Origin of the sequence: Streptomyces sp. NPDC048696 (assembly GCF_043198895.1) — a bacterium.
Classification (GTDB): Bacteria; Actinomycetota; Actinomycetes; order Streptomycetales; family Streptomycetaceae; genus Streptomyces.
Map to the genome: position 1 here is coordinate 183,068 of NZ_JBICVJ010000008.1, position 21,511 is coordinate 204,578.

The following is a 21,511-nucleotide window of genomic DNA, read 5'->3' on the forward strand; positions in this document are numbered from 1 at the left end:
ACTGTGTTCCATGATGTGGACGAGCGTCGGGCGGGGGAATCGACGCTGCCCGGGTGCGTGAAGTGCGCGTGCCCCGAGGAATGTTGAACGGTGAAGCAGACGGGTTCGGGGGGACCCGGTCTGTTGGCTCGCCCGTGCCCGTCTCTCTTTTCTTCACCTCTCTTTAGGAAAACGCCGCATGCCCGTCCATCAGGTTTCGGACCTCATACGTTTCGCCCGTGACCACTCTCCTTTCTACGCGGATCTCTACGCGGACCTGCCGCCCGAGGTCGACCGCATCACCGACCTTCCGGTGGTGGACCAGGGCGCGTTCTGGGCCGCCAACACCCTGCACGACAACCGCGTTCTGACCGCTCCCCTCGGGGAGGCCGTGGTGTTCAAGACCGGTGGCACCACGGGCGCGCCGAAGTTCTCCTGCTACACCCGCGAGGAGTGGCAGGAGTTCGTGACCGCGTTCGGCGCCGGGCTCGTGGACGCGGGTCTGCGGCCCGGGCACCGGGTCGCCGATCTCTTCTACGCCGGTGAGCTCTACGCCAGCTTCCTGTTCATCCTGGACTCGCTCGCGCACGCCCCCGTCGCCAACGTACGGCTGCCCATCGGCGGCGGCGCTCCGCTGGAGTCGACGGTCCCCACCCTGGAGGACTTCGCCGCACAGGTCGTGGCGGGCACCCCCACCACCCTGTGCCGCCTCGCCGAGCACCTGATGTCCCAGAGCCGTCAACTCCCCGCCGTCGAGCTGCTGTTCTTCGGCGGCGAAGCCCTCTTCGACGACCAGCGCCGCCTGCTCGCGGCCGCCTTCCCCAACGCCGAGCCCCGTTCGCTCGGCTACGCCAGCGTCGACGGCGGCCTGCTCGGCCGGCCGGTTCCCGGCCCGGACCCGCGCACCCACCGCGCGTTCACCCCGCACACCGTCGTCGAGATCCTGGACGAGACGACCGGCGAGCCGATCCGCGAGAGGGGCCGGGCCGGACGCGTCGTCGTCACCCAGCTCTTCCGCCGCCTCATGCCGGTCATCCGCTACCCCGCCGGTGACCGCGCGGAGTGGACCGACGTCGACGGCGGTGTCTTCCGCATCCTCGGCCGCGCCGAGGAAGGCGTGCGCGTGGGCCCCGTGTCGCTGTACGCGCAGGACGCCCAGGCCGCCGTGGCCGAGGCCGACACCGAGGGCCGCGTGATGGGCATGCAGCTCGTCGTACGCCGCTGGGAGGGCCGCGACGGACTCGTGCTGCGCCTGGCCACCGCCCCCGGCGACGACGACCCGGCCGGTCTCGACGTGCTCGCCAAGGCGGTCGTCAGCGAGCTGAACGACGCCCGCCCGTTCTACCCCGACAGCGTCGCCAATGGATTCGTCCACCCGCTGGGCGTCGAATGGGCGCGCCACCGCGACCTGGTGGTCAACCCCCGTTCCGGCAAGCTCGTCCGCGTGATCGACGAGAGGCCGACCGCATGACCACCCCGACGACCACCGACCGCCGCCTCCCGCTGGTCCTGCGCAACCGCGCCTTCGGCACCGTATGGCTGGGCCAGGTGTGCACCCAGGCCGCCGTGCGCATGTTCCAGGTGGGCATCTCCTGGTGGCTCATCGCCTACGCCGCGTCCGGCTCCGGCGGGCTCGCGTCCGGGCTGTTCATGGCGGTGAGCACACTGCCCGCCGTCGCCCTCGCGCCCCTGGTCGCCCGCACCATCGCCCGCTGCGCGCACCGCTCGCTGCTGCGCGCCGCCGCGGGCGCTGCCGGAGCGATCGCGACCGCCCTGGCCGTCTGGGCCTGCGCGAGCGACCTGCCCATCGTGGCGGCGTACGCGGCGACCCTCGCCCTCGCCACCTGCCAGGCGTTCTTCGACCCCTGTCTGACCACGTCGGTGCCCGAGCTCGTGGACGACGAGGACATCGAGGCCGCGACCGGCTTCGAGCTGTCCACCCAGTCCCTGGCCAGTCTGGGCGGCGCCCTGCTCGGCGCCCTCATCGTGGACAAGGCGGGGGTGGCCGGACTCGCCGTCGGCTGCGCCGCCGCCTACGCGGTCGCCGCGCTGCTCATCGCGACCGTACGCTTCCGCACGGCCGAGGACACCGCCGACGCGGGAGCGGAGGCGACCGGGGGAGAGGCACCGCGGCGGACGCTGCGTCAGATCCTGGGCGCCCTGCCCTACGTACGCGCCATCCTGCTCTGCTTCGCCGCCGCCAACCTCTTCACCACCGCCGTCTTCGTCGTGATGCCGCTGTACACCGCCTCGGTGCTGCACGGTGACGGCAGCACGGTGGCGCTCCTGGAGGCGTCGCTCGGCGCGGGCACGCTCATCGGCTCGTTCACCGGCGCCCGTGTGCCGGGGCGGCCCACGGTGGTCGGCTCCGTCTGCCTCGCCACGATGGCCGTCGTGCTCGCCCTGCCCGGCCTGGTCGCCGCGCGGCCCGTCATCGCGGGCTCCCTGCTCGTGACCGGCTGGTGTGTCGGCGTCATCGGGGTGCGCTTCGTGGCCCTGTTCCAGCGGCTCGTCCCCGCCGCCGACAAGCCCGCGTTCTTCGCCGTCATGCAGGCCGTGCTCGGCGCGACCTTCCCGGTCGCCTCGCTGCTCTTCGGCCTCCTCGGCGACCATCTGTCCGCCCAGACGCTGTGCCTGATCCAGGCGGCCGGGCTGGTGCCCGCGGCCGTGTTCCTGGGTCTGCTGGGGGACGACCCGAAGGCGGCGGAGGAGCCCGACGAGCCGTCAACCGCCATTCCCACCGCCCCGGAACCGGCGACCGCCGGAGGCGCGCGATGACCGCCACCATCGAGCAGGCCACCCCCGCCGACATCGCCGACCTGCGCCAGCTCTACTACGCCGTGTACGGACCGCACTACCCCACGGCCCTCGGCACCGACCCCGCCGAGATGTCCCGGCTCATCCAGGACCCGCACACCCTCTGGCTGGTCGCCCGTTGCGCCCGCACCGGCGCGCTCGCCGGGTCGGCCGCGGTCCACGGCGAGCCCGGCAGCCGCATCGGCCGGCTCGAAGGGCTCGCCGTCCACCCCGACCAGCGCGGCTCGGGGCTCGCCGGGCAGCTGACCGAGGCGCTGTGCGCGCGTACGCTCGGCGCCGGGAAGCTCGACTCGGTGTACGCCACGGTCCGCACCGTCAGCGCCGGACCGCAGCGCGTCGTGGCCCGCAACGGCTTCCGCCCGATGGGCATCCTGCCCAACGCCGTGGATCTCAGCAGCCGCGAAAGCCTCGCGCTCTACGCGCGTCACTCGCCCGGGGTCCTCGACCGCCGCGTGCCCGTCGCCGAGGTGCCCGCGTCGCTGGCGCCCCTGCTGCGTACGGTCGAGGGCAGCCTCGGCATCAGCTACGCGGACACCCGGCCGACCGCGCCGCTGCCCGCGCCCGCCGGGGCCGCGCCGGCCCCGCTGGAGATCGTCGAGGCACCGGCGTTCGTGCGCCGCCGCTTCCACGAGCGCTTCCCCGAACCCGGCCGCTGGTTCTACCCGCTGCACACCCCCAACATCCTGCTCACCCCCGACGACGGCGGCTTCGAGGTGTACGCGTACCTCAACCGCACCGGTGGGTACTGCGCGCTGGTCACCGCCCACCCCGACCCGGCGTTCGCCGCGGGCTGGCTGGAGTCGGTGACCCGGACGCTGACCCGGGCCGGCGCCGGATACGTCGAGGCGCTGGTGCCGCTGGAACACCACGCCGCGCTCTCCGCGTTCGGCGCCCAGGGCTTCATCGCCGGTGCGCTGTATCCCGCGATGCGCCGGGACGGCGACGGATTCCACGACTACGTGGTGATGTCCCGTACCACCGAGCACATCGACTTCCGCGGTGTGGTCGTCGACACCCCGCTCCAGCCCTTCCTCGATTCCTATGTGTCGGCCTGGGCGTCGACCTATCTGCCCTCCCGTGAGGTTGCCTCATGACCCCCTCGAACCCCCATCTCGCGCCCGTCGACGTCCCGGACGCCGCGGCCCTGGCCAAGGTGCAGCAGCTCTGCGACCTGACCGAGCCGTACGCCTGCGGCCCCGCCGAGGACGAGCTGTTCGCCGCCGCGATGGCACAGAGCAACGCCTGGCACCGCGAGCGGTCCCCGTTCTTCCGGAGCCTGTACGACGGTGAGCGCCAGGACACCCCGTACGACGCGCCCCTGGTGCACGCGAACTTCTTCAAGCGCCACGAGGTGCTGTCCATCCCCCGGGACGAGGTCCATCTGCATCTGACCTCCTCCGGCACCACCGGACAGAAGTCGCAGATGTTCTTCGACGAGTGGACCATCCGCTCCGCCCAGCGCATGGTCGCCCGTATCTTCGAGCGCAACGGCTGGATCACCCCCGACCGGCCGGTCAACTACCTGCTCTACAGCTACGAGCCCGCCCGCGACCTCAAGCTGGGCACCGCGTTCACCGACAACTACCTGTGCGACTTCGCACCGGCCCGCGAGGTCGAGTACGCGCTGCGCGCCACCGGCAACGGCCATGAGTTCGACCCCTTCGGCTGTGTCGCCGCGCTGCGCCGCTTCGCCGAGGACGACGCCCCCGTGCGCATCCTCGGCTTCCCCGCCTTCCTCTGGTTCACCCTGGAGCGGATGCGCGCGATGGGACTGCCGCCGATCCAACTGCCCGAGGACTCCCTGATCATCCTCGGCGGCGGCTGGAAGGGCCACGCCGACCGGCAGATCGGCAAGCACGAGCTGTACGCCCGCGTCACCGAGCAACTGGGCATCCCCTCCGAGCGGATCCGCGACACCTTCGGCTCCGTCGAGCACTGCATCCCGTACATCGAGTGCTCGTACCACAACCTCCACGCGCCCGTCTGGTCGCGGGTCTTCATCCGCTCCACGCGCACCCTCGAACCCCTCGGGTACGGCGAGCGCGGCTATCTGCACCTGGTGTCCCCGTACATCACCTCGGTACCGGCGCAGAGCGTCGTCATGGGCGACCTCGCCTCGCTGCACCCGGGCGAGGAGTGCGGCTGTGAACTGGACACCGACTGGTTCACCATCCACGGCCGCGCCGGGGTGAGCCGCAACAAGAGCTGTGCCGTGGCCGCCGCCGAACTGATGAAGGGAATGTCATGACCGAGGCAGAGACCGTGATGAACCACCACTACTGGCAGGGCACCTTCATCGGCGACGACGAGGCCGCCCGCCGACTGGCCACGCTGCCCGCCACCGTCGAGGCCGCGCTCGCCACGCCGCTGGACACCGAGACCGTCCTGGCCGCCTGCGACGCCCTCGCGGGCGCCCTGCGCGACCCCGGCCACCCCGTACGTGAACGGCTGGCCCCGCACCTGGCGGAAGGCGGTGGACAGGAGGACACCGACGAACTGCTCGCCGAACTCGCCGCCTTCCTCGGCCGCGACGCGCTCACCCGCAAGCTCCGCCGCGAGCTCGGCAGCGCCGCCCCGCAGCGCCTCGGCCGCCCGGACGCCAAGGAGACGGTGTACGAGGCGTGGGCCCCGGTCGGCCTGGTCGCCCACATCGCCCCCGGCAACGCGGCCACCGTCGCCCCGCTCAGCCTCATCGAGGGCCTGCTCGCGGGCAACGTCAACATCCTCAAGACCAGCAGCGCCGACACCCTGCTCGCCCAGCACCTGCTCGCCGAACTCGCCGCGTTCGATCCGAGCGGCGCCCTCGCCGAGCGGGTCATCGTGCTGCGCTTCTCCTCCTCGCGCGCGGACTGGCTGCGCCTGATGTGCGCCCCCGCCGACGCCGTCGCGGTGTGGGGCGGCGAGGCGGCCGTGGAGGGCGTGGCCGCCCATGTCCCGGCGGGCTGCCGTCTGGTGGAGTGGGGACACAAGATCTCCTTCGCCTATCTGACCCGGGACGCGTGGGCCGACGAGGCGACGCTGACCGCCCTGGCCGAGGACATCTGCCTCTTCGAGCAGCAGGCGTGCTCCAGCCCGCAGGTCGTCTACCTCGACACCGAGGACACCGGTGAGCTGCACGCCTTCGCCGACCGCCTCGCCGCCGCGCTGGCCGTTCGGCCCGCGCCCGTCGAGGACGAGCTCGACCCGGCCGAGTACGCCGAGCTCACCACCACCGAGCACCTCGCCCGCCTGGAGGAACACCTCGGCCTGACCCGCGTCCTGGCGGCCCCCGACGGCACCTGGCGCGTCATGGCCGACACGCGCTCGGCGCTCACCGCGTCCCCGCTGCACCGCAGCGTCTGGGTCAAGCCGCTGCCGCGCAAGAACGTCATCGCCACACTGCGGCCGATGCGCCGCTATCTGCAGACCGCGGGCATCGCGGGCAGCCGCACCGACATCGCCGAGCTCTCCGCGGCGGTGCTGGCCGCCGGAGCCACCCGGGTCACCCCGGTGGGCGCCATGACCTCGGGCTATGTGGGCGAGCCGCACGACGGTGTGTACGCCCTCCAGCGCTACAGCCGCCGCGTCGCCGTCCAGGCCGACGCGCGCTTCGCCACCACCGCTTGCCTCGACGACCTCGCCCACCGGCCCGCGTTCGCGGCGCCCACCGGGCCGCTGCTCGACAAGGCCGCCGTCCAGGAGCTCAACCGGGACGTGGAACGCCGCGACGCCGAGCTGTACTTCCGCAGCGGCGGCAGCACCGGCACCCCCGCCCTGTCGCTGTTCAGCTACGACGACTACGACGCGCAGATGCACGCCGCCGCCCGCGGCCTGCTCGCGGCGGGCTACGACCCGGCCCGGGACCGCACCGCCAACCTCTTCTACTGCGGCGGTATGTACGGCGGGTTCATCAGCTTCTTCTCCATCCTGGAACGCCTGGGCGGCGTGCAGATGCCGATGGCGGCGGGCTCCGACCACCGCGCCACCGCCGAGATGATCGTCGCGTACGAGGTCGACACCCTCTTCGGCATGCCCTCCTACCTGTGGCAGCTCCTGCACGAGGAAGCGGACCTGCTGCGCTCCTACGGCGGCATCCGCAAGATCTTCTACGGGGGCGAGCACTTCACCGAGGAGCAGCGCCGCACCCTCACCGAGACGTTCGGGATCGAGGTCGTCCGCTCCATCACCTACGGCAGCACCGACCTCGGTCCGCTCGGCTACCAGTGCGTCGAGAGCGGCGGCAGCGTCCACCACCTGCACGCCGATCTGCACACCCTGGAGATCGTCGCCGTCGACGAGGACCGTCCGGTGGCGCCGGGGGAGACCGGCCGGCTCGTCTTCACCACCCGGGCCCGCCGGGGCCAGCACCTGGACCGGTACGTCATCGGCGACCTCGGCCGGTCCCTGCCCGGGGACTGCCCCTGCGGCAACCGTGCCCCGCGCTTCGAACTGCTCGGCCGCCTCGGCGAAGTGATGCGCGTGGCGACGTATTTCCTCAACTACCGCCGGTTCGTGGCCATCGCCGAACAGGACCTGCGCTACAGCGGCGAACTCCAGGCCGTTCTGACCAGCGGGCCCGCCCGGGAATGCCTCACCCTGCGCATGGAGAGCGCCCAGGCCCCGGACGCGGACCTGGCGCGCGACGCGTTCCTCGCCGCGTACCCGGAGGTGCGCTCGGCCGTGGACGAGCGGCTGCTCGACTTCGCGGTCGAGGTGCTGGACGGAGCCGATCTGGACCGTACGGCGACGAGCGGGAAACTGCGGGCGGTGGTGGACCGGAGGCGGTAGTAAGGTTGCTGGCCGCAGTAACTCTGCGGCCAGCAAAGCCAGTTCAAGGGAGCGGGAAAGCGTGCCGGACACCTCCTTCCAGGGCCAGATCGTCGACACCGAACCCGCCTCCGATGTGTTTCTCGTCATCGGCATCCCGGGATCCGGGAAGAGTTCGGTGTCGCGCGGCCTGGCCCGCCGGTTCCCGCTCGGTGCGCACATCGAGGGCGACCACCTCCAGGAGCTGATCGTGGCGGGAGGACACCTGCCCTCGCCGCAGGAGGATCTGGAGGCGGATCGCCAACTGCTGCTGCGGGCCCGTAACGCGTCGGTGCTGGCGCGCAGTTTCCATGCCGGCGGTGTCGTCCCGGTCATCGACGACGTGGTGGTGCGGCGCGCGCACCTGGAGTTCTATCGGGAGCAGCTGAAGGATCTGCCGCTGCGGCTGATCGTCCTCGCCCCGTCGGCGGACGTGGTGGCGCGGCGGGTCGCCGAGCGGGACAAGGTCCTGGCGGACGACTGGTCGTTCCTGGACACCGCGATGCGCAAGGAACTCGCAGGTCAGGGAACGTGGTTCGACAGCTCGGAACTGACGCTGGACGAGACGGTCGACGCCGTTCTCGCCCAGGGGTGACCCGCTCGCCGACCGATCCGATCCGAAGGGGACGAGCCATGGCCGGTGCCCACATCCGGACCACCGTCGGCATAGTGGGCGCGGGCCCGGCCGGTCTGATGCTGTCGCACCTGCTGGCCCGCTCGGGCATCGAGTCGGTGGTCGTCGACAACCGCACCCGGCCCGAGATCGAGGGCACCAGTCGCGCGGGCATCCTGGAGGCGGGCAACGTCCGGCTGCTCACCGAGAGCGGGGCCTCCGACCGGGTGTGCCGCGAGGGCCGCCCGCACGGGGGCATCGAGCTGCGCTTCGGCGGCGAGAGCCACCGCGTCGACTTCGAGGCCCTGGTCGGCAGGAACGTATGGCTCTACCCGCAGACGGACGTGTTCACCGACCTCGCCGACGCCCGTGAGCGCGACGGCGCGGATGTCCGCTTCGGCGTCAGCGGGACTCGGGTGGTCGATCTGACCGGCGAGCGCCCGGGAATCCTGTTCACCGACGCCGACGGTGTGCACCGTGAGGTGCGCTGCGACATCCTGGTCGGCGCGGACGGGTCGCGCGGAGTGTGCCGGGCCGCGGTGCCCGAGGCGGCGCGTACGCACTTCTACCGCGAGTACCCCTTCGCCTGGTTCGGTGTCCTCGTCGAGGCCCCGCCCAGCGCCGCCGAACTGGTCTACACCCACTCCGAGCACGGGTTCGCGCTCATCAGTCGGCGCACCGAGTCCGTACAGCGCATGTACTTCCAGTGCGACCCCGACGAGGACCCGGCGGCCTGGTCCGAGGACCGGATCTGGGCGGAGCTCCAGCGACGGGTGCGCGGCGCCGACGGGTTCACCCTGAAGGAGGGCCCGGTCACCGACCGCTCGGTCCTGCGCTTTCGCAGCTTCGTGTGCGAGCCGATGAGATTCGGCAACATGCTGCTCGCCGGAGACGCGGCCCACACCGTCCCGCCCACCGGAGCCAAGGGGCTCAACCTCGCCCTCGCCGATGTGCGGGTGCTCGCCGAGGTGCTGGAAACGGCCCTCGCCAAGCGCGACCACGGTGTCCTCGACGCCTATGGCCCGCGTGCGCTGCGCCGGGTGTGGCGGGCCCAGCACTTCACCTACTGGATGACGACGATGCTGCACCGCGTGCCCGGCTCCGCCGCCTTCGACGTACGCCGCCAACTCGCTGAGCTGGCCGGGGTGGTGGACTCCACGGCCGGGTCGACCTACCTGGCCGAGGCGTACACCGGGTGGAGCGCCGAATAGCGCGTCGCGAGGAGTGAGCGGTGTGCTCCGCGCTCAGGCCAGTTCGGTGAGGGCCGCCTCGGCCGCCGTCGCACCCTCCTCGAAGCCGTGGGTCTTCGCCTCCCGCAGTGCCTCGGTGAGTTGGACGCGAGCCTCCTCGGTGCGGCCGAGTCCCGCCAGCGCCTCGCCATAGGCCGTGCGCAGCAGGACGCGGCGGGGGGCCGCGTCCAGCGAGGGGCCGAGTTCGAGGCCGAGCGAGGCGTGCTCCAGGGCCTGCCGTGGGTCGCCTACGCGCAGGAAGTGGCGGGCGAGGTGCTGGTGGGCGAGCATCTCGGTGGAGCGGTCGCGTCCCTGCCGGGCCAGGTCGAGGGCGTGGGTGACCAGCTCCAGGGCCTGCTCGTGCTCGTCGTACCTGGCGAGGGTCAGGGCGAGGTTGATACGGGCGATCGCCTCACTGGTCAGATCCCCTGCCCGATGGGCGAGTTCGGGCGCCGCACGCAGATGCTCCAGCGCCTCCGCGTAGCGCTCCTCCTCGTGCAGCACCCAGCCGAGCAGGGCGCGGGTGCGGGACTGGGCGTCCAGGTCGTGGTCCAACTCGGCTGATTCCAGGGCCTGTTCGAGCAGCGGGACCCATCCGTCGCGGACCCGCCAGACGATCAGCGGCCACTGGAGCAGGACCAGGCGCCAGACCCGGTCGTGCAGCTGGGCCGCGGCGGCCGCGGTGGCCGCGCCCAGCAGGGTCGCCCGCTCGGCCTCGAACCAGGAGAGCGCGTCCTGCCGGTTCTCGAACTCCCGCACGGCGGACGGGCGCCGATAGGCGGCGGGCAGTGTGAAGCAGGGCTGACTGGAGGGTTCGGCGGTGGCGGTGGCGATCAGACCGGTGTGGAGATAGTGGTCGACCAGCCGGGTCAGGGCGCCGGGGTCGGCCTGCGGGGCGAGAGTGCGGGCGTACAGACGTACCAGATCGTGCAGGGTGTACGCGTCGGACGGGAGCCCCGAGTCGACGATGAGGTGGGCGTCGGCGAGCCGGTCGAGGGCGGACCAGGCGTGGTCGGGGGTGCAGTCGGCGAGCGCGGCGGCGGCGTAGCGGTCGAGGCGGGGGCCGGTGTGCAGGCCCAGGGAGTGGAACATCCGTCGGGCGTGCTCGGGGAGCTGGTGGACGGTGAGGCCGAGGGCCGCGGCCACCCCCGTGTCCTCGATGTTCATCAGGCCCAACCGGCGCTGCTCGTCGGCGAGTTCGGTGGCGAGCGCGGCCAGTGTGGCGTTCGTGCGGGTGGTGAGGCGGGCGGCCGTGATCCGCAGAGCCAGCGGCAGGCCGTCGCAGAGCGCGGCCAGGTGGCGCGCCGCCTCCGGTTCGGCCTGCACGCGGTCCTCGCCGAGCACGGCGCCGAGCAGCGCGGCGCAGTCGTCGGCGGGCAGTTCGCCGAGCCGGACCGGCCGGGCCGCGTCGCTGGCGACCAGCCCGCCGAGCCGGTCGCGGCTGGTGACCAGGGTGGCGCTGGCGTCGCCGCCGGGCAGCAGCGGGCGGATCTGTTCGGAGTTGCGGGCGTTGTCCAGGACGACGAGGATGCGCCGCCCCGCCGTCAGGGACCGGTACAGCGACCCCATACCGGCCTCGGTGTCGGGAATGCGGCGCACCGGGACACCGAGCGCGAGCAGGAACTCGTGCAGGACGACGGTGGTCTGCGGGGTCGGCGTGTCGCTGTAGCCGCACAGATCGGCGAAGAGCCGTCCGTCGGGAAACTCCGCCGCGTGCTCGTACGACCAGTGCACGGCGAGCGCCGTCTTGCCGACGCCCGCGCCGCCGGTCACCAGGGCGATCGGGCTGTGCGGACCGGTGACCACCCGGGTCAGCGCGGCCAGTTCGGCCGACCGGCCCGCGAACCCGCGCGGTCGGCGCGGCAGCATGTCGGGCACGGCCGCGACCGGCTCGGGCTCGGCCACCGTGGGCGAGTCGACGGCGTCGGGCGCGCCGAGGCCGAGGACGGCGGTGTGGGCGTCGATGAGCTGGGGGCCCGGGTCGACGCCCAGTTCGTCGGCGAGCAGGCGCCGGGTGCGCTGGAACCAGTCGAGTGCGTCGGAGCGCTGTCCGGAGCGGGCGAGGGCCAGCATCAGCGCGGCCGACAGCGGTTCGCGCAGCGGATGCGCGACGGCCTCGGTCCGCAGGACGGCGGCGGCCTTGCCGTGCTCGCCGAGCTCCCCGTACGCCGCGGCCAGTGCCTCCACCGCAGAGAGCCGCAGCTCTTCGAGAGCGTGCGCGGGGGCTTCGAGCGGCGGGCTCGCCACGGTGTCGGTGAGCGCCGGACCCTGCCACAGCGCCAGCGCCTCACGCAGCAGGAGCACCGCGTCACCGGGGCTGCGCCGGCCCCGGGCGAGCTGGACCAGCTCCTCGAAGCGGTGCGCGTCCACCAGCGTCTCGGGCATCCGCAGTACGTACGCCGACTCCAGGGTGGCGAGCTCGATCCCGTACGCCCGGGCGGCGTGCGCGGTCAGCAGCGCGCGCAGCTGCGAGACATGGCCCTGCAGGACGGTACGGGAGTGGGTGGGCGGCTCGGTGTCCCACAGTGCCTCGGTGAGCCGGTCCACGGTGACCGGCTGGTTGGGGTGGAGCAGCAGCATCGCGAGGAGGCTGCGGCGTTTGACCGGACCGAGCGCGAGGAGCTCACCGTCCTCGGTCGCCACCGCCACGCTTCCGAGCACGCGGAAGTCCAATGCGCCCCACCCCTCCGGACCACTCGGGCCCGTTCGTACCGGTATTCGAGGATACGTGGCGTGGCCGGGCGGGTTGACGGGTGGGTGCGGTATGTCCGGCCTGGAGGAGGGGGAGGGGGCCGGGCGGCGCGCCCCCTGCCTCACCTCACTTGGCGCGGCTGAAGAACTCCAGTTCCGCGATGGCCACCTGCTTGTCCTTCGTGGCGCCGTACGCCGAGCGCAGTACCAGCCGCGCGGTCACCGCGTCCCGTACGCGCACGTCGACGCGCTGGACGCCGCCGTCGTCGATGACGTGGTGCGAGGTGTGGGTCTTGCCGCCGGAGTCGGTGACCAGCAGGTCGAACTCCTGCGGGCGGGCCTGTTCGGCCTGCTGGCCCGAGCGCTTGGAGGTGCCGGGAGTGACGATCAGCGCCAGCAGGTCGGTGGGCTGGCCGAAGGTGGCTTCGAGGTACTGACCGGCGGAGTCGCCGCCGTAACCCGTGCCCCACCAGGTGTTGGAGTAGCTGTCGAAGGCGAGCTCCGGGCCGTGCCCGGCGGCCGAGTGGGACGCCTGCCAGGCGGTGGGGTGGACCGCGACGCGCTTGGAGAAGTGGTCCTGGACGGCGCGGGCGGCCGGGGGACCGCCGAGCACACCGCCGACGACCAGGGCGACGGCCGAGGCGATGAGCAGGGCCCGAGCGACCCAGCGGGTGCGGTCGCGGTGCAGCGCCGGACGCTGACCCGCGTACGGGCCCGGCGCGGCGTCGGCGGGGCGGGGGTCGAGCGGGTTGGCGCAGCTGCGGCAGAAGTGGCGATGCGGCACGTTGAGCACGCCGCACCCGCGACACGGGGTGCCGTCCTCCGGCTCGGGCGCGGGCTGCGCGGTGCGCACCCGGGGACGCGCGGCTTCCGGGCGGGCGGGCAGCACCGTGCCGGGCTCCTGCGACGGGGCGGCGGCGGTCGGCTCCGGGACGGGGACGAGCAGGGCCCGGGCCGCCTCCGAGTCCCGCTCCCGCACGGCAGCAGCCTCGGACTCCCGGCCCCGCGCTGCTGAGCCGCGCTCGCGCACGGCGGGCAGCGGCGCGGTCGGCTCCTCCCGGTCGGGCCGGTCGGCCACCGTGGGAAGCGGGGCTGTCTCCGGGGCGGCGGGCTGTGGCGCCGCCTCCGCCTCGTCGGTGGCGGCGGCGGGTGTGGGCTCAGGCGCGGGCACAGGTGTGGCGGACGGCTCGGGATCGGCGGCCGGCGCGGGGGTTCGCGTCGCTGTCGCCGTCGCGGGTGTGTCCGGCGCGGCCGGCCCGGTCGGAGCCGACGCCGCCGCACTGGTCTCCCATTTCAGGAACGCCCCGCAGGTGTCGCAGAAGGACTGGCCCATCGGGCGGGCCGGGGTTCCGCAGTCGGGGCACGAAAGAGTGGCGGACATGTCTTCAACGGCCTTCCGGAAGCGATGACGTCGAGGAGGTCACCTCGACGGTGAAGGGGAGGTGGGCCGGCCGGGAGGCGGCGACCACGGCATGGAGGCGGTACGGGTCGACCGCGGCGGGATCCGCGACCCGCAGGGTGACGTGGAGCGCGGCGCGCGGCTTGCCGGGGAACGGCCCCAGCGGCCGGGCGGACCAGGCCGCGCCGCCGCTCTCGGTGAGCTCGGGGCGTACGCCGAAGGCCAGTTCCACGGCCTCGGCCAGACCCCGGGCGGTGCCGCGCACCCGGTGCAGCGACACCGCCGTGGCCACGGCGTGGCGGCGCACCGACAGCGGCTCGGTGCCGTCGAGCTCGGTGCCGACCCAGCCGGTCAGCCAGTCCACGAAGTCCTCGGGGGCGAGCGCGGGCGTGAAGTATGCCTCCAGGCAGTCGAGCACGGTGAACAGCGGGGCCAGGACGGTGTCCAGACCAGCCACGAAGCGCTGGGCGAAGTCGTCGTCGGCGTACACGGCGGGGAGCTGGTCGCCAAGGGGCAGGGCGGAGCCGAGTCCGTCCACGCTGCCTCGGGAGCTCATCGGGCCTCGATCACGCGGACGCGGTGGTCGAAGGGGAACAGCAGGGCGGACGGGGCGAGTTCGATACGATCGGTGGCGTCGCCCCGGCGGCCGGTCAGCGGGTCGGCCGAGTGCAGCAGCACCTCGTCGACCAGCTCCACGCCCGGGACCCGCTGGAGCGCGGCGAAGATCTCGCCCGCCCGCAGCGGCCGCCCGAACGGCCAGCCGGTGCCGTGGGCGCCGCCGGTCAACGGGTCCAGATACGCGTAGAGGACGTTGAGAGCGTCGTCGCGCACCTGGTCGGCCTTGGCGGCGCGGAACGCGTGCAGGGTCGCGACGACGGTGACGCCCTGGTAGAACGGCGGGCCGACGGCGAGCCGGGTGCCGAGCGGGCGGCGCTCGTCCAGGAACGAGGTGACCCGCCCCAACAGCTCCTCGCCCGGGACCAGTTGCTCGAACCGCAGCCGTCCGCCACGGTCGGGCACCGCCTGCGGGACCACGAGCACCCGGACCGCGTTCTCGCCCGCGTCGGCCGCGTCCGCCGCCAGACAGGCGATCCGGGCGGTCTCGGGAGCGGCCCGGCGCGCCAGCTCCTCGTAGTCGCGGGCGGTCACGGCCCGCTCCTGGGCGCGCAGCGCGATCGGCGCCCGGGTCTTGGCCTCCTCGACCGTCTCGCCGTCCACGCCGCCGCGCGCCGCCTCCCGGTTCTCGACACGGGCGATGTACGGGATCGAGCTGCGCAGCACCTGGATGGTGCCCCGGGCCACATTGCCCGCCCGGCCGCCGCCCGTGCCGTAACGGGCCGCCCTGATGGTGGCGCCCTTGGCCGGGACCGCCCCGAACTGCCGCAGCACACCGTGGGGTTCGCGCACGGCGGGCCCGAACGCGAGCTCGCCGGTCGCCGCGTCCAGGGTGAAGTGCCGGTCGAAGGGGCCGGAGGCGGCGAAGTCCGCGACCTGCTCCCACTCCTCCCAGCCCTCGCCCGCCGAGATCTCCAGGCGCACCCCGCCGACGACCGGGGCGTGCGCCAGGCGCAGCCGCTGACCGGGCACGCCCTCGGACTCGCCAAGGGACTCGTCGCGCACCGACTCCGCGTGCGAGACCGGGGTCGTACCGCCGATGGTGAAGGCGGACGCGCCGCGCACGGTCGGCGAGACGCTGTAGAACGGCTGGCCCGCCGCGGCCGGCAGCACCCGGCAGCGCAGCCAGCCCGCGTCCAGGCGGCCCATGCGGTTCAGGGTGTGGCCGCCCGGCAGGTGCAGCACCACCTCGCCGGGCCGGTTGAGGCCGCCCGTGGAGTCCTCGGCGACCTCGCACTCGGCCCAGCCGTCCGCCGTCCACGCCTCCCACACCAGCGGCGGTTGGCGGGGGTCGACGCCGACGCCGTCGACGCGGCTCTCCAGGCGCAGCGCCACCGTGCAGTCGGGCACGGCGGCGGACAGGCCGAACAGGAGGGCGTCGCCGGGGAGCGGGGCCGGGGTGAACACCGACACGTCGGTGCCGCCGAGCATGTCCTGCGAGCAGTCCTCGGGAGCCGCCCCGGCCGGCTGGCGCAGTACATGGGAGAGCGCGCAGGGAATGATCGTCAGGTCCTGCTGGGTGGCGAAAACGACCGCCTCCTCCGTCTCGGTGCGGCCGGTCGCCACCTCCGTGCCCATGGGCAGCACGACGGACTCCGGCTGCGGCGCGGAGAGCCAGAACGTGACCGAGGCACGGGCGGCGGACGGCGGGAAGAGCGTGACGCCGAGCAGGTCGAGGAACGCCAGCTGGTTCTTCTCCGGGACCCGGTTGAGGCGGTAGACCAGTTGGTCGGCCATGTGCGCGACCGCCTCGATGAGGGTGACACCGGGGTCGGAGACGTTGTGGTCGCTCCACTCGGGGCAGCGCTGCTGGATGTAGCGCTTGGCGTCGTCGACGAACTGCTGGAAGCGGCGGTCGTCCAGGTGGGGTGCGGGCAGGGCCATCAGTGTCGTTCGCTTTCGCCGGCTGCCGACTCCCCCGGGGCGGGGGCTTCGGAGGGGATCACATAGAAGGGGAAGACGAGGCTGCGCGGGTTGTTGGTGCCGCGCACCGAGTACCGCACGTCGATGTGGAGCACGGTCGGCTCGTCCGGCGCCGGGGTGACCGTGACCTCCTGGACCTCGATCCGGGGCTCCCAGCGGTCCAGCGAGGCGCGCACCTCGTACCGGATGCGCCCGGCGGTCGCGTCGTTGGCCGGTGCGAACACCAGGTCGTGCACGGCGCAGCCGAACTCGGGCCGCATCGGCCGCTCGCCCGGCGCGGTGGCCAGCACCAGGCGCATGGACTCCTCGATCTCGCGGTCCCGGCGGGCCAGGGCGATGCCGCCGCCCGGGTCGGTGCGCAGCGGGAAGGCCCAGCCGGCCCCGACGAAGTGTTCGCTCATCGCTCGCTCAACTCCTTTAGAACGGCAGGCCGTTGCGGAGGGTGATACCGGTCAGCTCCACCGTCAGTGCGGTGATGTTGGCGTTGCCGAGGGCCTTGATGGACGCGGTGCCGAGCGCGTTGACCTCGACGGCGCCACCGGCGTTGATGGCCGCCTCGCCGCCCGCCTGGACGCCGAACTTCATCCCGGCCTTGACGTCCACGCCCATGCCCGCCTTGATGTCGACGCTGGTGCCCGCCGTCAGCTTCAGCGCGCCCGCCGCCTTCAGCGACAGATCGCCGCCCGAGCTGATGTCCACCCCGCGCGCGCCGCTGATGGTGACCGTGCCGTCGCTGTCGATGGTGAGGGTGGTGCGGGCCTCGTTCAGCTGGACGCTCAGCTTGCCGCCGCCGGTGCGCAGCCGGATCCCGCTGGACGCCCGCGCGGCGCCGCCGGACTCAAGGAGCTCCACGGTGTGACCGCTGCGGGCGGTCAGCGCACGCCAGTTGATCTGTCCGCTGGTCGGGTCGACGGCCGGGATGCCGTCCGGCTCGCGGGTGGGTTTGTCGATGCCGTTGTAGAGCCCGGCCAGGACATACGGGTGTTCCAGCGAGCCCCTGTCGAAGGCGCACAGCACCTCGTCGTTGACCTCGGGCAGCAGCAGCCCGCCGCCGCGTACCCCGCCGAACTGGGCGATACGGCACCAGTCGCTCTCGTACGTCTCGGACAGCCACGGGAAGCGCAGCCGGACCCGGCCGAGGTTCATCGGGTCCTTGGTGTTGGTGACCAGCGCGACGGCCACGCCCGGCATGGGCGGCGCCTGGTCGGTGCCGCCCGAGGCGAGCCCGTACAGCGAACGGAACTGGCGTCCCGAGACGGTCAGCCAACTGGTGAACTGCTGGCCGGAGGCGAAGACATGACGCACTCCGGTGGCCGTGTACTTGCCCTCGAAGGGGAATCCGGCGCCCCGGACGGCGATCGGTACACCGGGCTTCAGCGACGGGTTCCCGGTGACCGCGACCTCCACCTCGGCGAAGGCGCCGGTGACGTCGTCGGCGAGCGCCCGGGCGGCGTGGGTGACCTCGGACTGCGTGGTGTACGGAAGGGACGTCGCGGTGATCTCCGCCGCGCCGAACGGTGTGGAGACCACCCCCGGGGTGACGTCGGCGGCGATGTCCGGGCTGGTGACCGCCGGGGCGGGGGCCGCCAGTTGCTGCTTGGTGCGCATGTCCCAGCCGCGCACAGTGACCTGCTCGACCTGCCCGGCCGCGGTCATCGCGATCCGGCTGTGCAGGGTGTTGGCCCCGAAGTCGAGGACGTACGGGCTCTGGGCGGCCGGGGTGGTGTCGGCGGGGGCACCGGAAGCCGGGGCGAGCGCGGCGAAGTCGAGCCTGCCCTCGTTGTCGCAGGAGAGCCGGACGTCGTTCTCGGCGGCGAGCCGCGACAGGAAGTCCCAGTCGGTGATGTTCGGCTGGGTCGCCAGCTCGTACACTGTCGGCGTCGCGTCGACCTTGCCGAGCGCGATCCCGTTGAGACCGGCGACGCGGCGCACGATGTCGGACGCGGTCATGTTCGGATAGCCCACCACCCGCCGGTTGCGCAGCAGCCGGTGCCCCGGGTCGTAGCCGCGCACGACCAGATGACGGCCGGTGCCCGGCTCGGCGTCGACCTCCAGCGCCGTCACCTCGCCGGTGAGCATCGGATCGCCGCGCCGCCCGTCCGTGAACGGGCTGAGCACCACCTTCGCCCCGATTTTCAGCTGCGGGAACTTGGCGGTGACCTGCCCGTCCTTGTCGCTGAAGGTGAGCTGGAAGGCGGACGGGACGTTGACGCTGGCGTCCACCCAGCCCTCGATGAGCCGCACGGCCAGCGGGTCGGGCAGCACGGCGCCCTCGATCTGGACGTGCAGGACGGTGGTGAAGGTCTTCTCACTCATACGAGGCCCTCCGAGGCGGCGGGAAGAAGCAGCTCGGTGCCGGGGCGCAGCCGCATCGGGTCGTCGATCGCGTTGGCCTCGGCGATGGTGCGCCACCGGGTGGCGTCGCCGTACTCGCGCCAGGCCAGCGAGGCCAGCGTGTCCCCGGCGACCGTGCGGTGCACCCGGCGTGCCGACAGGGCGCCGGAGGTGGGGTTCTGGCGCTTGGTCTCGCTGGAGACCTCGACCAGCGCCAGCGTGCAAGTGGCGCGCAGCGGCACGCCGTTGGGGCTGAACAGGGTGTAGTTGGCGTTGACGCTGGTGACGTACGCGACGAACTGGACGGTCGAGAACGAACCCCAGCTGAACTCCACCCACGGCGGCGAGGGCGCCTTCGCGGCGACGCTCTGCTCGGTGACCTCGCAGCACGAGAGCAGCAGCTCCACCTGGGTCTGCACGGTGGTCGAGCTGGGCGTGCCGGACGCGTCGAGGAACACCTGCAACTGGAGGGACGCGGGCTGCGCCCCGGTGAACTTGGGCGGCGCGCCCCGCGTGTACGCGATGGCCGGCATCACGGTCCAGCTCGCGGACCGGCCGAGCTGCACCTGCGACGGGTTGAACTGGAACTTCACCTCGCCCATCAGCCCGCCCATCGAGCCGCCCAGGTCGGTGGGCGGCTGATGAATGGCAAGGGTGGCCCGGGAGAGCCCCGCGGCCTTGCCCCCGGTGGGAGCGGCCATGCTCACGCACCCCCGGCGTCGGTGAAGCCGTGGTGCGCGATCTCCAGCGTCTCGGTCGCCACGCCCGGGCTCGCCGGGTCGAGGGTGGGCCCCGTCCAGCGCACCGGCAGCACCTCCACCAGCCCCCACTGCGCCACGATCGAACCGTCCGCGCGCAGGGCGGCGATCTGGGCGGTGGGGCGGGTGATCCCGGTCGCGAGCGACGAGATCCACGACGCGACCTTGGCGGTGTCGGCGGTCAGCGGCCGCGTGAGGCGGATGGTCGAGAACGTGACGCGGGTGGGCAGCTGCCACACAAACCCGTTGTTGCCGCCCTCCTGGTGCTGCTCCACCTCGACCTGGGACGCGAGACCGTCGCAGCCGTTGAACAGGCCGAGGTTCTGGCCGTCGATGGTCAGCGTGAAGAAGACGGTGGAACCGGGGTCAAGGGTGGTGGGCACAGGGTTTCTTTCGGTGTCGGGAGGGCGGGGCGGGGCTTGCGTGGCTGCGGTCAGCGGTCAGCGGTCAGCGGTCGCGGAGACGGCCGACGCGCTCGCGGTCCCCGCGAAGCTCGGCACGCAGCAGCCGCGACAGCGGCGCGACGAGCCGCCGGGCGAGGGCGTCCAGATCGGCGGGCTCGTCTGGGGGCGCGGGGGCGGGTGCGGGTGTCCTGGCTTGGGGCGCTTGGGGCGGGGAGGTGGTGCCGGCCGAGCGCTGGACGGTGGGAGTGGGCGACGGCTGGTTGCGCACGGTCGGCTGGATTACGGGTGTGGGCGCGGGGGGTGTCGGCTGGGGTGCCCGCGGGGCGGGTCGGCGCTGGACCACGGGTTGCGGGGCGGGCCGGGCGGCGACGGGGTTGGTGGCGGTGCGCTGTGGGGTGACCACGGCCGGGGGGCGCTCGGCGGCTGCGGCGGGCGTCGGCTGCCGCAGGGGTATGGCGGCCGGGGCGCTGACCGGTGCCGGTCGGTGGTGCTCCCTCGGGGTGATCGGGCGCGACGATGCCAACGGGCCGGTTGCGGGGGCGCGTTGGATCACGGGGGAGGGGAGACGGACGGTTCGGAGGGGGGTGAGAGGTTCGGGTGCGGGGGGTGGCTCCGGGGCGGGTGCGGGTGCCTCGGGGGTGGGTGAGGGCGCCTTGGGGGGTGCGGCGGCGGGCTGGGGGGTGAGGGGCGCGCCGATGAGAGGCCTGCGACGGCCCGGTTCGAGGGCGGGGGAAGGGCTGGTGGTCGAGCTCTGGGCGCGGGTCACCCGACGGACGAGCGGCTTGCGCTGTACGGGGGCGGGGGCCTGCGGTGTGACCGGTACGGGGTCTGGAGTCCTCGCACCGGCGGGGGAAGCCGGTGCGAGGACGTCTGGGGTCGGCGCGGGTGGCTGCACCGCGCCGACGGGGGAGATCCGCCGCGTCGGCCGAACAGGACGCGGGGCGGATAGGAGGGAGGGGCGTATGGGCGGCTTGGGAACGACAGAGTGCGTCGTGGCGCGCTGAACCACTGGAGCGGCGGGAGGTGCGGTGCCGGGTCCGGAGGGCGGGGCGTCGGCCCGCTGGGGCCGGTCGGACTGGAGGGGTGCGGGGGCCGGGGGCTGGGCCTGAACATGGCTGTGGGGTACGGGAGTTGAGCGGGGAGGCTCGATCCGGCTCGGGGGTGGGGTGCTCGCACGCTGGATCGCGGGATGGTCCGACGGCAGGTTGCTGTGCGCCGCCGTGACGGCTTGCTGGATCCCGGAGCGGCGAGGCGTGAGGGGGAGCTGGGTGGGGGCGGGTGTTGCGTGTGCGGTTGCACGCTGAATCGGGGCCGGGGTAAGGGGTGTTGACTCGCTCGGACGAGGGTTGCCCGGGGCGGGTGCGGCGGAACGCGAGGCTTCCGGCGTGGTGGCTCGCTTAGGGGTGGGCGAGTCAGGTGTGGTGGGCTGGCGGGGCTGGGGTGCCGGGGGTGTGGCGGTCCGCCGAACTGCGGGCGGAGTGGTCTGCGGAGTCCCCCGGCGGGCAGGAGCCGTGACCTGCTCGACCTGCGGAACGCGAGGCGTGGCGGCCCGCTGGATCGAGGGTGCGGCCTCCTCCGGAGTCGGGGACGTCAGGGCTCGCTGAACGGTGGGTGAGGTGGTGGTGTGCGCGGTCCGGTCATTAACCCGGCGGGCAGGCTCGGCCCCTTGCGGGGTTGCAGGTGCGACGGCCCGCTGGATGGCAGGTGAAGGGGTGCTGGGCGTGGCTGTCTGAATGCCCGGGTGGGCAGTCTGGGTGGGCCGCTCGCTCTGCCGGGCGGTGGGTGTGGCGGTGCGCTGGGTGGTGGGTGAGGTGTTGCCGGGCGCGGTCTGCCGGGTCTCCGGGCGGGCGGGTTCGGCGGGTTGCTCGGCCTGCGGGGCCATGGGCGTGGTGGCCCGCTGGATGGCAGGTGAAGGGGTGCTGGGCGTGGCTTGCTGAATGCCCGGGCGGGCAGTCTGGGTGGGC

At 73.2% G+C, this 21,511-nt stretch carries 16 protein-coding genes; 7 read left to right on the forward strand and 9 right to left on the reverse strand.

Annotation, left to right across the window (positions count from 1 at the left end):
• The first annotated feature begins 178 nt into the window (after positions 1-178).
• The 7 genes from ACGFRG_RS18910 to ACGFRG_RS18940 all read left to right on the forward strand — a co-directional run bounded on the left by ACGFRG_RS18910 (position 179) and on the right by ACGFRG_RS18940 (position 9,405).
• Positions 179-1,450, forward strand: a complete 1,272-nt coding sequence (locus ACGFRG_RS18910) for a phenylacetate--CoA ligase family protein (RefSeq protein WP_393265196.1) — start codon at positions 179-181, stop codon at positions 1,448-1,450.
• Positions 1,447-2,757, forward strand: a complete 1,311-nt coding sequence (locus ACGFRG_RS18915) for an MFS transporter (RefSeq protein WP_393265199.1) — start codon at positions 1,447-1,449, stop codon at positions 2,755-2,757. The genes ACGFRG_RS18910 and ACGFRG_RS18915 overlap by 4 nt, the downstream gene beginning before the upstream one ends.
• Entirely contained in the window at positions 2,754-3,890 is a 1,137-nt protein-coding gene (locus ACGFRG_RS18920; protein ID WP_361422021.1) for a GNAT family N-acetyltransferase, read from the forward strand. Before ACGFRG_RS18915 ends, ACGFRG_RS18920 begins: the two co-directional genes overlap by 4 nt.
• Positions 3,887-5,044, forward strand: coding sequence for an acyl-protein synthase (locus ACGFRG_RS18925; RefSeq protein WP_393265203.1), 1,158 nt, complete (start codon positions 3,887-3,889; stop codon positions 5,042-5,044). Before ACGFRG_RS18920 ends, ACGFRG_RS18925 begins: the two co-directional genes overlap by 4 nt.
• A complete protein-coding gene (locus ACGFRG_RS18930) occupies positions 5,041-7,563 on the forward strand; it encodes an acyl-CoA reductase (RefSeq protein ID WP_393265206.1) in 2,523 nt (840 codons plus the stop codon). Before ACGFRG_RS18925 ends, ACGFRG_RS18930 begins: the two co-directional genes overlap by 4 nt.
• Positions 7,564-7,624: 61 nt before the next feature.
• Positions 7,625-8,176 (forward strand): AAA family ATPase, encoded by a 552-nt coding sequence (locus ACGFRG_RS18935; RefSeq protein ID WP_361422030.1) that lies wholly within the window; start codon positions 7,625-7,627, stop codon positions 8,174-8,176.
• 38 nt (positions 8,177-8,214) lie between these two features.
• A complete protein-coding gene (locus ACGFRG_RS18940) occupies positions 8,215-9,405 on the forward strand; it encodes a 4-hydroxybenzoate 3-monooxygenase (protein WP_393265210.1) in 1,191 nt (396 codons plus the stop codon).
• A gap of 33 nt (positions 9,406-9,438) precedes the next feature.
• On the opposite strand, the gene ACGFRG_RS18945 is transcribed toward ACGFRG_RS18940, so the two are convergent.
• From ACGFRG_RS18945 to ACGFRG_RS18985, 9 genes are all read right to left on the reverse strand, one after another.
• Positions 9,439-12,084: a BTAD domain-containing putative transcriptional regulator gene (locus tag ACGFRG_RS18945; protein WP_393265213.1), complete on the reverse strand. Its 2,646-nt coding sequence runs from the start codon at positions 12,082-12,084 to the stop codon at positions 9,439-9,441.
• 157 nt (positions 12,085-12,241) lie between these two features.
• Positions 12,242-13,495: an NADase-type glycan-binding domain-containing protein gene (locus tag ACGFRG_RS18950; RefSeq protein WP_393265215.1), complete on the reverse strand. Its 1,254-nt coding sequence runs from the start codon at positions 13,493-13,495 to the stop codon at positions 12,242-12,244.
• A gap of 4 nt (positions 13,496-13,499) precedes the next feature.
• On the reverse strand, positions 13,500-14,069 hold the full coding sequence (locus ACGFRG_RS18955; protein ID WP_393265218.1) for a phage tail protein: 570 nt from the start codon (positions 14,067-14,069) through the stop codon (positions 13,500-13,502).
• Complete coding sequence (locus ACGFRG_RS18960) at positions 14,066-16,012, reverse strand: putative baseplate assembly protein (RefSeq protein WP_361422045.1); 1,947 nt, start codon at positions 16,010-16,012, stop codon at positions 14,066-14,068. The genes ACGFRG_RS18955 and ACGFRG_RS18960 overlap by 4 nt, the downstream gene beginning before the upstream one ends.
• Positions 16,012-16,452, reverse strand: a complete 441-nt coding sequence (locus ACGFRG_RS18965; RefSeq protein WP_361422048.1) for a GPW/gp25 family protein — start codon at positions 16,450-16,452, stop codon at positions 16,012-16,014. The genes ACGFRG_RS18960 and ACGFRG_RS18965 overlap by 1 nt, the downstream gene beginning before the upstream one ends.
• Before the next feature lie 16 nt (positions 16,453-16,468).
• Complete coding sequence (locus ACGFRG_RS18970; RefSeq protein WP_361422051.1) at positions 16,469-18,367, reverse strand: VgrG-related protein; 1,899 nt, start codon at positions 18,365-18,367, stop codon at positions 16,469-16,471.
• Positions 18,364-19,086, reverse strand: a complete 723-nt coding sequence (locus tag ACGFRG_RS18975) for a LysM peptidoglycan-binding domain-containing protein (protein WP_393265222.1) — start codon at positions 19,084-19,086, stop codon at positions 18,364-18,366. The genes ACGFRG_RS18970 and ACGFRG_RS18975 overlap by 4 nt, the downstream gene beginning before the upstream one ends.
• Before the next feature lie 2 nt (positions 19,087-19,088).
• The gene (locus tag ACGFRG_RS18980; RefSeq protein WP_188271981.1) at positions 19,089-19,526 is read right to left on the reverse strand and encodes a phage tail protein; all 438 of its coding nucleotides are present in this window, start codon (positions 19,524-19,526) and stop codon (positions 19,089-19,091) included.
• Between the two features lie 64 nt (positions 19,527-19,590).
• Positions 19,591-19,815, reverse strand: coding sequence for a hypothetical protein (locus ACGFRG_RS18985; RefSeq protein ID WP_393265225.1), 225 nt, complete (start codon positions 19,813-19,815; stop codon positions 19,591-19,593).
• Positions 19,816-21,511 lie beyond the last annotated feature (1,696 nt).